At 35.6% G+C, this 12574-nt stretch carries 14 protein-coding genes and 1 pseudogene; 5 read left to right on the forward strand and 10 right to left on the reverse strand.

The features are described 5' to 3' along the window. Positions 1 to 61: 61 nt before the first annotated feature. The 5 genes from BAZO_RS04570 to BAZO_RS04590 form a co-directional block, all read right to left on the reverse strand. On the reverse strand, positions 62 to 646 hold the full coding sequence (locus BAZO_RS04570; protein ID WP_003330133.1) for a hypothetical protein: 585 nt from the start codon (positions 644 to 646) through the stop codon (positions 62 to 64). A gap of 26 nt (positions 647 to 672) precedes the next feature. Beyond that, complete coding sequence (locus BAZO_RS04575) at positions 673 to 1278, reverse strand: SCO family protein (RefSeq protein WP_003330134.1); 606 nt, start codon at positions 1276 to 1278, stop codon at positions 673 to 675. Next, positions 1271 to 2752 (reverse strand): cbb3-type cytochrome c oxidase subunit I, encoded by a 1482-nt coding sequence (locus BAZO_RS04580; protein WP_003330135.1) that lies wholly within the window; start codon positions 2750 to 2752, stop codon positions 1271 to 1273. Before BAZO_RS04580 ends, BAZO_RS04575 begins: the two co-directional genes overlap by 8 nt. Positions 2753 to 2778: 26 nt before the next feature. Continuing rightward, positions 2779 to 3297, reverse strand: coding sequence for a cupredoxin domain-containing protein (locus BAZO_RS04585; protein ID WP_003330136.1), 519 nt, complete (start codon positions 3295 to 3297; stop codon positions 2779 to 2781). Between the two features lie 276 nt (positions 3298 to 3573). Continuing rightward, positions 3574 to 3903: a winged helix-turn-helix transcriptional regulator gene (locus BAZO_RS04590; protein WP_003330137.1), complete on the reverse strand. Its 330-nt coding sequence runs from the start codon at positions 3901 to 3903 to the stop codon at positions 3574 to 3576. A gap of 488 nt (positions 3904 to 4391) precedes the next feature. Between BAZO_RS04590 and BAZO_RS21095 the strand changes: the two genes are divergently transcribed. Then, entirely contained in the window at positions 4392 to 5750 is a 1359-nt protein-coding gene (locus BAZO_RS21095; RefSeq protein WP_003330138.1) for a sensor domain-containing diguanylate cyclase, read from the forward strand. 41 nt (positions 5751 to 5791) lie between these two features. Here the strand turns inward: BAZO_RS21095 and BAZO_RS23375 are convergent, their stop codons facing one another. The 4 genes from BAZO_RS23375 to BAZO_RS21100 all read right to left on the reverse strand — a co-directional run bounded on the left by BAZO_RS23375 (position 5792) and on the right by BAZO_RS21100 (position 7357). Beyond that, positions 5792 to 6010 (reverse strand): double zinc ribbon domain-containing protein, encoded by a 219-nt coding sequence (locus tag BAZO_RS23375; protein ID WP_157382064.1) that lies wholly within the window; start codon positions 6008 to 6010, stop codon positions 5792 to 5794. 7 nt (positions 6011 to 6017) lie between these two features. After that, a complete protein-coding gene (locus BAZO_RS04600) occupies positions 6018 to 6512 on the reverse strand; it encodes a hypothetical protein (protein WP_003330139.1) in 495 nt (164 codons plus the stop codon). 12 nt (positions 6513 to 6524) lie between these two features. After that, positions 6525 to 6770, reverse strand: a complete 246-nt coding sequence (locus BAZO_RS04605; RefSeq protein ID WP_003330140.1) for a hypothetical protein — start codon at positions 6768 to 6770, stop codon at positions 6525 to 6527. Positions 6771 to 6862: 92 nt separating this feature from the next. Further along, positions 6863 to 7357: an Hsp20/alpha crystallin family protein gene (locus BAZO_RS21100; protein ID WP_003330141.1), complete on the reverse strand. Its 495-nt coding sequence runs from the start codon at positions 7355 to 7357 to the stop codon at positions 6863 to 6865. A 164-nt stretch (positions 7358 to 7521) separates the two neighbouring features. Between BAZO_RS21100 and recQ the strand changes: the two genes are divergently transcribed. Further along, on the forward strand, positions 7522 to 9309 hold the full coding sequence (gene recQ, locus BAZO_RS04615) for a DNA helicase RecQ (protein WP_003330142.1): 1788 nt from the start codon (positions 7522 to 7524) through the stop codon (positions 9307 to 9309). A 26-nt stretch (positions 9310 to 9335) separates the two neighbouring features. Here recQ and BAZO_RS04620 read toward each other — a convergent pair whose 3' ends face one another. Then, positions 9336 to 9773, reverse strand: a complete 438-nt coding sequence (locus BAZO_RS04620; protein ID WP_003330143.1) for a GNAT family N-acetyltransferase — start codon at positions 9771 to 9773, stop codon at positions 9336 to 9338. 343 nt (positions 9774 to 10116) lie between these two features. On the opposite strand from BAZO_RS04620, the gene BAZO_RS04625 reads away from it, so the two are divergent. From BAZO_RS04625 to nikA, 3 genes and pseudogenes are all read left to right on the forward strand, one after another. Then, entirely contained in the window at positions 10117 to 10731 is a 615-nt protein-coding gene (locus tag BAZO_RS04625; RefSeq protein WP_003330144.1) for a metallophosphoesterase, read from the forward strand. 11 nt (positions 10732 to 10742) lie between these two features. Continuing rightward, a pseudogene (locus tag BAZO_RS22270) lies at positions 10743 to 10817 on the forward strand (stalk domain-containing protein); the annotation flags it as partial. 161 nt (positions 10818 to 10978) lie between these two features. Next, positions 10979 to 12568, forward strand: a complete 1590-nt coding sequence (nikA, locus tag BAZO_RS04630) for a nickel ABC transporter substrate-binding protein (RefSeq protein WP_087946149.1) — start codon at positions 10979 to 10981, stop codon at positions 12566 to 12568. Positions 12569 to 12574 lie beyond the last annotated feature (6 nt).

The raw sequence follows: 12574 nt of genomic DNA on the forward strand, positions 1-12574 counted from the left end.
CAGATTTAACATGTTATTATGTTAAATCTGCCTTGTTTAATTTGGTGAACTTTTTAAGAACCTAGTTTTCTTCACTTACTATATAGTTTGCACGGTGGTCACCTACAAAAGATCGGAAAATAAAGTAAAGTATAATCAGAGCCGTTATCAATAAAAAGATCTGGCCTAATAGTACTTGTTGACCAAGTAGATAATTATTACAAAGCCGTACCGGTGATATAATATACAACCATCCATAAACACCAAACATTGAAATATTATTGGCCCATATAAAACTTTTCCAAAGAGGATGTAACCTTTTCCAACACAAACTGATTGGAATTCCTGCTAGTAACGGTAACGTGCTATATTTTAGAATTCCAAACACTACATCATTCAAAGAAGCATCCACTGCTCTTGGCAGCATCCAATAGGTGATCGTGAAAAGAGCCAAGAGAATTCCGGCGACTCCATTGAGTTTGGAATTGTTATTTTCAACTGAAATTTTTGTTTTTATGGCTTCTCCCATAAAAAATCCAGCTAGAACGAGCAGGGGAAGCTGGATAATCATTTGACCAACCATGTGGGATTCCATTAATTGTTTAACTGGAGGAAGTGCTAAAAGAATGAACAAACCGGTTCCCAATGTTGCGTCTCTTTTAAACATCTTTTTCTCCTCCTGATCTGAAAATTTTAACCAATTATAGAACTAACTTTTTTAATAACTTTATCTGGATTTTGATAATCAAAAATCTCAACAAGCTTTCCTTTTTCATTAATCATATAGATAGCAGAATTATGTTCATATCCGCCAGTTTCATTCGGTATGACGATCACACCAATTAAATCTAAAAATGCTTGTTGGGCATCATAGTCGGTGAATCGCACCATTTTCCATGTGACACTATCGACATCAAAATGTTTTCCATATTCCTTTAACCTTTCAGGAGTGTCCCGTTCTTGGTCAAAGCTAAAACTTAAAAAAACAACTTCTTTCCCTAAATATTCTTTAGGCAAACCCTCATAAACCTCTTTAAATTTCATTTCTAAAATAGGGCAAACATCGCCGCAGCTCGTATACATAAACGTTGCCAGAACGATTTTGCCTTTATAATCATGAAGCTGAAGTTTCTTACCGTCACCATCTTCCAAGCTAACATTCGGAAGTAGGGGAGCGGTTTCCGTAATATCAATTTGACGGGCTTTCTCCGCCGTAAAAGCGTGAAGCCCGTCAGTTCCTTCCCATAGAACTAATAATCCAATTATAAGTACGATGAGAATAGAAACTAGATTACGCATATAACTTTTCCTTTGTTTCTTTTTCATCTTTTTGTGTACCAATTTGTTTTGCTGATACCGCAAAACGGATGATAAATACAGATGTTGCAAAAATAATACCAATGGCAGCAACTGCACCTAATTGGTCAGCAGGAACCCATTCAGGGAAATGCTGGGACCAGCGTCTTGGTGCACTTAGTTTTCCGCTGTAAAGGAATGAGAAAGTTAATCCTGCAAAGAATAATAAGTATACCCAGAAGCTTAATTTATCAAGATAGGAAGACATTTTAAGTCCTTCAACTTTAAGGACATAATACATAAAACCAAAAATCATTGCGACAGCTCCGATACCCATGTACATATGGAAATGTCCAGGTACCCATTTTGTATTATGCATCACGTGATTGATTGCAATTGTTGCGTCGATAATAGCAGGAACTACACCCATAACCCAACCAAACATGGACATAAAAAATAAGGTTGAAGGCATATCCCATTTAATACCAGATCTAAATATAATTTGTAATGCACCAAAAGCTGTTACAACAAGAACTGGAAGTCCATTTGCATAAGAAAGAACTTGACCTAGGATCAACATCCATTTTGGTACAGCAAAGTCCATTAATAAATGGTGCGGATAAATAATCATTGTAAATAATGTAGACGCATTCCATGCAATTAAGAAATTACCGTATACTTTCCAAGGTCTTCCTGTATATTTAGGGAAGATTTCATAAACAGCGATAACGCCCATATAAATGATAGAGTTCGCAAAAATATGTCCAAACGCATAAATCAAGTTTTTAGATAAAAGTGGATCCATCGTAAAGCTAGGATTAAATATATTAATTATACTCATAATTAGTACGGATGCACCGGAAACTAAAGCAGCTGTGTTAACAATCGTAACCATTGTTCCTGCCACAATTGCAGGAGGAAGCTCTTCCTTCATTGTTTTACCGAAAATGATCGGCCAGCCTAATGCGTTACCAAGATTTCCATATTTTTTAATAATGGCTCTTCCTGTATCAAGGTAAAATAAAAGGAAACCGGTACCGAGAACAGTCATACCTCCAAGGTAGAAAACTGCTCCGGCAGCTCCCCACATTCCACCTGAAATGGCTGGAAGAGGATAAAGGAAAGTCCATGCTGCCGCAAAATCAAAAACGAAAATACCAATAAGAACCATTACGACTCCCAGAATAGAAAGAACGATATTTGATACAAAAATGGCCTTGCTTAATTTAATATATTGACTTGTGAAATAATACATGATGGCTGTTCCGGCCAGAGCTCCTGCACCGATCATTCCAGTTCCATGTAGAGTCATAATTTTATAGAAAAAACCATCGGAAATGGTAATTAATTTCCCTTGATTTAATAGCATGATTAAACCCACAACCATCATCAGTAAAATAAGAACGCTGCCCAAAAGGGTCGGAAAAACAACACTTTTTCTTGTTGAACTATTGACTGTATCAGTAATAGGTCTCATATGACGTTACCCCCTTTAAATAATTATTATTCTGTTACTGTAATTGTTGCTTGCATTACATGATGGGCAATCCCACAGTACTCCAAGCATAAAACTTTATACGTACCTGGTTTTTTAAATGTTACATAAACTGGATTCGTATATTCAGGCATTGCTTGTGTTTGTGCAACAATTTGCATGTTGTCATCATAAATTCCAAAACCATGGTTGACGTCCTTACTTGTTACATTAAAAACAATGGGTTGCCCAACTTTGAATTCATTTTGCGATAATTCGAAAGCGAATTGCATAGCAGTTGCATCGACTTCAATTTGATTTTCTTGTGCTTTTGCTCTATCAAAAGGAAGATCTTGAAGTGTAATGGTTGTTGCAATACCAAGCACAACAATTAAACCAAGAAAATAAAATTTTTGAACCGTATGCCCTTTATGTTTTACTGAAGCATACTCTTCTTTTTGACTTGAATTGATTAGTACGTAAACAAATACTCCAATAATACCAGCGATGAAAATAATGGTCGTAAACCAAGCTGCTTGTTGATACATAAATGAACCCCCTTAATAAAAAGTTTTAATACAATTCTTCATTTTGTTTTTTTAGGTTTCTTACGTTTTAGAAGTGCACCCCCTACAGTTGCTCTCGAAATAACCATATAAAATTTAAAATACTTCATCTGTAACAAACTTCACAAATTGCTCACAAATTTTACAGTAATTTACATTTTTATAAATAGAGTAATAAAAACTATCGTAATAGTGTTAAATACGCGAAAAAACCGTCTGTACAATTTTTGACAGACGGTTTATCATTTATTTATATTCTTATTTTTCATCTAAGTTACTATGATCCATGGAATTTTCTGCCCAATACTGAATCGCTTTAATAATAGGTTCCATCTCTCTACCACGTTTTGTTAACTCGTATTCGATGCGTACCGGAATTTCAGGATAGACATTTCTCGTTACAACACCCCATTTTTCTAATTCCTTTAGCCTTTCAGAAAGAAGTTTCCCACTGATTGGTAAACTTGATTCCATCTCTCCAAATCGTTGGGGTCCAACTAGTAATTGAGAAATAATAAGTCCCATCCACCGTTTTCCTAATAATTGCATAGCTGCTTCAAATTTAGGGCAGAGTTCATAATTACTCATAAAAATTCACCTCTACCTTTATTATAAACAAAAAGTAATGTTGTTACCATATTTCAATAATAAATATAATAACTAATTAATATGAAATAACTAAAGGTCACTATATATTGTATAAAATATACACAATTACACTTAAGCAGAAGCAAGTAATGAAGAAAGATTTACTTCGCTCAATCCAGATTTCTTTTGCTTTTTTTCGTTCATAGATTCTATGGTTACGAATACTATTTCTGCGGCTTTCCATCTTCGAAAACTCCCTTCATACATATTAAGGTATAAATTGAAATCTTTGTTATAATCATTTTAACACTGAAAAATTCAACTTTTGTCGTCGTTTTAGGAATAATTTTTGAAATATAAAATATGAAATTTTTGTAAAATATTTCTAAATGGACTATTTTAATTGTTTATTATTCTGTAAAATAATGAAAGAAAATATAAATATCAAAAGTAAAAAAAACTAAGACATATTATTGGAGAAAAATAGAATGAAATTTTTAAATTTCGGGAGAATTGGCAGGAAACTCTTAATTACTACTAGTATTTCTGCGATTGTTTTCTTTATCTATGTATTTTTTAGTTACTTGGAAATCGATCATCAATTTTCAACAAATGCAAGATTACAGATAGAGATTGATGAACTTCAAAATTCACTACATATTTTATACGTATCATTATTAAACCAAGAAAGTGCACAAAGTGGTTATCATTTAACAAAGGAAACTACTTTTTTGGATTCTTTTGAAAAAAGTACAGAAGAATACAATAATGCAACAGATTTTCTTATCGGAAAGCTTGAAACACAGCCCCCAAATATTAAAAAGTCAATTGAAGATGTTATCAAAAAAGGACAGTCATGGCATGAGGAATATGGTGCTCCTTTAATTACGATGACTAAAAACGGAGAACAGCCTACGGTGGAGTTATATAAAGAATCTAAGGCATCGTTTGATGACTTCCGCCAATCACTTCATGAAGCAGAAATCGTCGCCGCAACATTAAGAGATACATACCGAAATACTTACAAAGACAAAATTTCCGAAGCAAGAAACACATTATTTATTATTTCGATTTTACTCATTATTCTTAATGTACTTATCATTAACAGACAAACAAAATCGATTATTCAACCCGTTCTATTATTAAATAATAGTGTGAAGGCCTACACAAGAAAAGATTTTACAGTTGGAATACCTCCATATAAAAGGGAAGATGAATTAGCTGAACTCATTCGAAATATAAATACGATGAGAATAGAATTACATGAAAAATTCTCATCAATGGAATCCTTAGTCGACCTGGATGGCCATACCGGTATATACAATCGACGGTATTTTGATCAAACATTAGAATTGGAATGGGCCAATGCTAGATATTATTCAAAAGTGATTTCACTCATTTTATTTGATATTGATTATTTTAAAAATTACAATGATACCTTTGGTCATTTGGAAGGTGACAAGTGCTTAAAAAATATCTCCAGGCAATTGTGCGAGCTATATGGTGATTCATCGGATATTGTAGCCAGGTTCGGTGGAGAGGAGTTTGCTATTATTCTACCGGATCAAAGTGAAGAGGTTGCGTTAACAAAAGCTGAAACCTTAAGAAAAATGATTTTGGATTTAAAGATTTTACACCCAACCTCAGAGGTTAATAAATTTGTTACGATTAGTGTTGGTGTTGCAACAATGACTCCGTCCAATGGAAATAGAAGATCAACCCATTTAATTTCCCTGGCAGATCAAGCCTTGTACCATGCAAAGGAAAATGGAAGAAATCAAGTGACCCAATATAGCGATATTACAACCGATAATTCACCGGGATTGAAACAAAAAATTGTCCAATAAAAATAAATAGCACTTTTTCGCTTTAGAAGTGCGAAAAAGTGCTATAGTAGCCCGTGCTGCCTAAAAACTGTTTCAAATCCGCATTTTGCACAAAAAGCCGCGTCAGGCCTATTTGTGTGCCCACAACAGTGTTTGCCACTCGTTTTAGAATCTGAACAGCGATTAATTAACGGTGCTCCGCATCGAACACAAAATTGATCTTTTTCTTCGGCAAGATGATGGCATCTTATGCAATGTTTTTCTTCTTTTTGATCACTCAAGGCCCCATCACCCTATTTCTGTAGTTGGTGAAAAGTTTATTAAGCGCTGTTGCACTGGTGCATCAATGATATCATCATCTTTGATGACATTTAGGCTGTCCGCTAAGACATTATCTCCAATAAATTGTCCGTTCCCCAAGTTGCCTTTTATTTGAGATGCCCACCCGGATTGAGTGCTTTCCCCAATTGATATTGTCGAATTTGTATCAAGAAGATCAACCTTAATTTCATTAAAATTTATATTAATATCACTATCAGAGGTTTTTATGTTATTTTCAATCCACATGCTGTTATTGACCATTGGGGTATCGACATTGTCATCATCAGATACAATGGAAATAAAATTTTCTAATTTATTTTGATTACCAACTTCCCCTAACCCTGAATTCAATTTGATTTGGGACCGCCAGCCGTTCATAATATTCGATTGCGAGATGAAAATCCCTGATGAAGATTCAATTGAGGTTACTTGAATATCACCTAGATCAAATTGGACTCTCATAGTGTACCCCCCTTAAAGTGCTTGAGTTTGGTTTGATGGGACAACATCATTATCAGACACTGGCATATCAATGACATCGTTATCAACAATATTAATGATCATATTTATTTCAGCAGTATTGCCGATAGCCTGACCAGTTCCAAAATTTTGCTTTTGATGTGAATTCCAGCTTGATTGCAAATTTTCACCGATTGCAACCGCTGCATTTGTATTTTGAGAGTTGATGACGATAGAAACAAAGTTAATGGCAATTGCCATAACAAGATCACCCTAACATGTTTTGGTATTATATCTTATGCAATACTTTATTGAAAAAGTACGTAACTAAACGGTCGCTTCGACCGGACATCCTATAAATTCAAATCAATTTCCGTAAATTGAAGGTCATCAGCTTTAGGTATTTTAATCTGAAGGATACCATTTTTATAATTAATTTTCGCCCCCCGCTGCTGAACAATAGCAGGTAATAGTACTTTATGCTTGTCGCCAATATTTGGAATATCCTTTAAAATGAGTTGATTTGAATTGTAAAATATTTTTCCGGCCTTAATATCATTTTTATTATTTAGCGGGAAGTGGACAAAGACATCTTCGTGCGACTCAAATACCTTTATTTCAATGGGTTCATTTTTATGTTGAGCACTAGTAGGATTTTTTGTAGGTTCTTTATTCGTTAGGGTGGATGGTTTTTGCTCCCTTGATTTCACATCCGTTTGCGGGGAAGATTGAAAAGGAACATGACTTGATAGAATTTTTTTAATAAAATCTTCAACCTCATTCGGTTTAACATTTGTAAATTGTTTTATATACTCCTGCAGGTTTCCGTTAAGATTCCAAGGGAACATCACCACTCACTCCCTTCAGACCCTTGTTATCTTTATATGTATGCTAAAAAATTATTTTTTTTCAACAAAGTTTTGCTTTACCGGGTAATTGTTATAGCACCTATGATGCTAGAAATTGTGATATGATAATATATACGATTGAGACTCACAGCTGAGGTGATGAAATGCTTCAAGAAGCACAAAAAATATTAAAGACTTATTTCGGTTATTCCTCATTTCGAACAGGGCAAGAAGAGATCATCTACCAAATTCTCCAAAAGCAAGATACACTTGGTATTTTACCAACTGGGGGAGGGAAATCCCTTTGTTACCAAGTGCCTGCATTACTTGCAGAGGGCGTGACCATTGTAATATCTCCATTAATTTCCTTAATGAAAGATCAAGTTGATCAACTTCAGCAGGCTGGCATATCTGCTACGTTTCTAAATAGCTCCATTGATGCTTTTGAAATGGAGGAAAGGGTAAGAGATGCTATTCATGGGAAATACAAGCTTCTTTATATTGCCCCGGAGCGTCTAGAGACTCCAAATTTTCGAGCGGTACTGGAAAGGATTCCAATTTCAATTGTCGCTGTTGATGAAGCGCATTGTATTTCGCAATGGGGACACGATTTTCGGCTAAGCTATCGATTAATTTACCAAATGATCGAAGGTTTGAGGGTAAAGCCAACTGTAGTTGCGCTCACAGCGACAGCCACGCCAATTGTAATGGAAGATATCCGTGAACAGCTTCGTATCCCTCGGGAAAATACTGTTGTAACCGGATTTAAACGTGAGAATTTAACTTTCTCTGTTGTAAAAGGCCAGGAAAAACGTTCATTTATTTTAAAATATATTCAAGACCGCCCCAATCAGTCGGGAATTATTTATGCCGCAACGAGAAAAGAAGTCGATCAGCTCCATGAATTTCTACTGCAAAAAGGAATTAAAGCAGGAAAATATCATGCCGGACTCAGTGAAGAAGAGCGCAATCATGCACAGGATCAATTTATTTTTGAAAAAATAGCCGTGATGGTCGCAACCAACGCTTTTGGAATGGGCATTGATGCCTCAAATGTCCGCTTTGTTATCCACCACAATCTTCCGAAAAACATGGAATCCTATTATCAGGAAGCAGGCAGGGCCGGTAGGGATGGGGAACGAAGTGAATGTATTTTATTATTTACACCGTATGATATTCAGCTTCAAAAGTTTTTGATAGAGCAATCGCTTTTGGACGAATCCGCTAAACAGATCGAATACGAACGACTTCAAAAAATGACTGACTACTGTCATACCGAGCTTTGTCTCCAACGCTATATTGTCGAATATTTTGGGGACCATTATGAAGAAGAAACATGTGGGACATGTCAAAACTGTACGGACAATCGGGAAAAAATAGATATCACAACCGAAGCACAAATGATTTTTTCTTGTATAAAAAGAATGGACGAGCGCTTCGGGAAAACCCTTGTTGCCCAAGTATTAAAGGGCTCGAAAAATAAGCGGATCATCGAAATGCATCTACAAAAACTATCAACTTATGGTTTACTAAAAAATCGAACAGAAAAAGATATTGCTAACTTGATTGATTTTCTAATTGCAGAAGGGTATTGCAAGTTAACAAACAGCCAATATCCAACCGTGGGCTTAACAAATAAAGTTGTACCCGTATTAAAAGGGGAGCAGAAGGTATACAAAAAAGAGCAGGCGATAAGACATCTGCTCGATGCCAATGATGAGTTATTTGAAATTTTACGCACGGTTCGAAAAGAAATTGCCGACCGCGAGAAAGTTCCGCCTTACATCGTTTTCTCAGATAGCACCCTCCGGGACATGTGTGCAAAATGTCCGGAAGATGAAGCAGCGATGTTATCTGTAAAAGGGGTTGCCGAAACGAAGTTAGAGCGGTACGGCCGTGAGTTTTTAGCTGCCATCACGGAGTATTTGAAAGGGGTCTCTGTTCCAAGGTAAATAGTAATGGGAGCTGTTGCTTTATCTCACAGCTCCTTTTCCATTAACATGGTAACCTCTTTAAATCCAAGCTTCTCGTACATATTTTTCGCCGAATTCCCAGCAAATACATTCAACTGTACGGATTTCATCCCTGCCTGTTTAAGCTGGTCCATAGCTTCTTTCATTAGGATTTTCCCAACCCCATTCTTCCGATAGGGCGGGAATACATAAAGTTCATAAAGAAAACCAACCGGGTTATTTTTATAAAAATTCTGGTCGAATCCCAACAAAATCCAGCCCATTACTTCCCAACCATGTTGGGCAATCAGATAATAACCACCATGAGAAAGAACCTTTGAAACCATATCATGTGTCATATGTAAATTACTTTCCATATAACCCGCTGAAAGTTCTTCAGTCAATGATAAAGACCATTGAAATAAATGATTTATTTCATATTCGTTAGCCCTTCTAATAATCATTTTTTGAAACCACCCTATTATTTTGTACATCCCTGTATGGGAAAAATATTCACGGTATAGTAAATGATATTTAAAGAAATTGGTTACCTGCAAAATGGTAAGGTACGTATGAAAATACGGGAAAAAGCAGGATTCACTGTGATATATACCATAGACTAAAAATACTTATTTGAAATAATGTTTGTATCGCACTGTTCAGTTGGTATAAGTGTTAATACTATTATTACAGTTGGAATATTCAGTAATTACATTTTGTCTATAATAGGGGGAATAATTGAATGAAAATCGCAATATTATCCGACATTCACGAAGGACTTAACCGCAAAAAACAAGGATTGATATCATGACATTATTAAATAATTGGCTCGATGCGAACCAGCCAGATGTATTTATTATAAGTGGTGACATGACAGCAGGTCCTGAAAAAAGTCTTAATCTGTTGAATCAACTTCAAAATTCAAATCTGCAAATTAAAATAATATTTGTTCATGGGAACCATGATGTTTATTATGGAGATTCAACTCAAGCATATGAAATTTTGCTTAAGTTCCCAGGTAATCTTGGTAATGGACCAATTAAATTGGATGATAATTGGGTAGTCATCGGTGAAGGTGGTTGGTATGATTATACATTTGGAATGAAGGACTATAATGCCGAACATTATGCTCTCGGAACATTCGGTAATTTTACATGGCCTGATAAAACCTATGCCAATTGGCCGATGGATGACCAAAATTTGACGGATTATTATGTTGAAAAAATTGAGAAATGGCTACAAGAGTATGAAGGAAAAAATATTATTATGGTTACGCATTATGAAGGAAAAAATATTATTATGGTTACGCATTATGAAGGAATTGAAATAATCTGCAACCCATTAGGCTACTATCCCCATGAATGGAACCATAGTTCCCCGGAAAAAGAGATCCATTCAACAATAAAAGTTATTGTCATTTAAAGTTATATTATGTAAATGGTCAAAGAAAAACGATGGATGTCGCCCCGTTTATCGAAAAAAGCAGGACTTTCCTGCCTATAAGATAGGTTGCTATTGCTTTAGGTGTGGATACTGATTCCATATTGATTCTACAAGCTTTTTTTTTGCCTAAAAATTAGAGGCTTATATTATAATAGTATATAATCATTTTTTGCTGATGAATGCTCTTTGGGATGCATATTTTAAAAATGTTGGGACGGAAAATGGAATGAAAAAAAATAAATTTACAATCATACTATTTACTTTGCTGCTTCTGTTTATTAATGGGTGCTCAGGTGAAATTAATGCACCAAGAGAAAACAGTGAACTAGACGAAATTGTGTATGCCAGTACAAAGGATATACGCGACATCAATCCCCATTTATATAGTGGTGAAATGGCCGCTCAAAACATGGTTTTTGAACCTCTCGTGATCAATACTGACGATGGTGTTAAGCCATGGTTGGCTGAAAGTTGGGAGATTTCGGAAGATGGATTAGAATATACTTTTCATCTAAGACAAGATGTTACGTTTACAGATGGTGAACCGTTTAATGCACGGGCTGTTAAAATGAATATGGATGCTATTTTAGAAAACAAAAGTCGGCATGCTTGGCTCGATATGGTACATTTAATTAAAGAAAACATAGTCGTTGACGAATATACATATAAACTTGTTTTACAACAGCCATATTACCCTACTTTAATAGAATTAGGTTTAACCCGTCCATTTAGGTTTATATCGCCTTCAAGCTTTATAAATGGAACAACGAAAGAGGGTGTGAACGGGTATGTTGGGACTGGTCCTTGGATTTTATCAGAGCATAAAAACGACCAATATGCACGATTTATAGCCAATGATCACTATTGGGGAGAAAAACCTAAGGTACGTGCCCTCAGATGGAAAGTCATGCCAGATCATCAGTCTATATTACTTGCACTTGAAAAAGGGGATATCAATCTTATTTTCGGCTCTGACGGGGATATGGTTAATATCGATTCCTTTAAAGCTTTGGAAGATCAAGGTGTATTTCAGACACTATTAAGTGAACCGATTACATCACGTACAATCTTATTGAATTCAAACAGCCCAGTATTAAATAATTTACAAATTCGTGAGGCAATCCAGTATGCAATTGATAAAGAATCCATCGCTGACGGCTTGTTTAACGGATTAGAAACAGCTGCTTATACATTGTTTGCGCCAAATGTCCCATATGCAAATGTCGATTTGCCGAAAAGAACCTACAACCCTGTTTATGCAAAAGAACTTCTTGACCGAGCGGGTTGGAAGCTTGGTGAAGATCGATATCGCTATAAAGAGGGAAAAAAGTTGGAGATGACTATTTACTTTAATTCAGATAATGCCAGTGAACGTACGATTAGTGAATATTTGCAGCAGAATTTACAAGAGGTAGGAATAAGTCTAAAAATAGTCGGGGAAGAGAAACAAGCCTTTTTAGATCGCCAAAAGTCCGGGAAATTCGATTTGCAGTTTTCAACATCATGGGGAATACCGTATGATCCCCAATCTTTTGTATCCTCTTGGAGGATCCCGGCTCATGGCGATTACCAAGCACAATTGGGACTTGAGAATAAAGAATGGTTAGATCAAACAATAACAGCCCTATTAATAGAGCCCGATGCAGAAAAACGCCAGAAAATGTACACCGATATTTTATCCTATCTCCATAAGGAGGCTGTTTATGTACCGCTTACTTATTCTCGGACAAAGGCAATTTTTGATCCTGCCCTTAAAGGTGTTACATTTACCCAGTCACAGTATGAGATTCCTTTTGAAAAAATGTACTTCGAATAGTTCGAT

Source organism: Schinkia azotoformans LMG 9581, assembly GCF_000307855.1.
GTDB classification, from domain to species: domain Bacteria; phylum Bacillota; class Bacilli; order Bacillales; family Bacillaceae_J; genus Schinkia; species Schinkia azotoformans.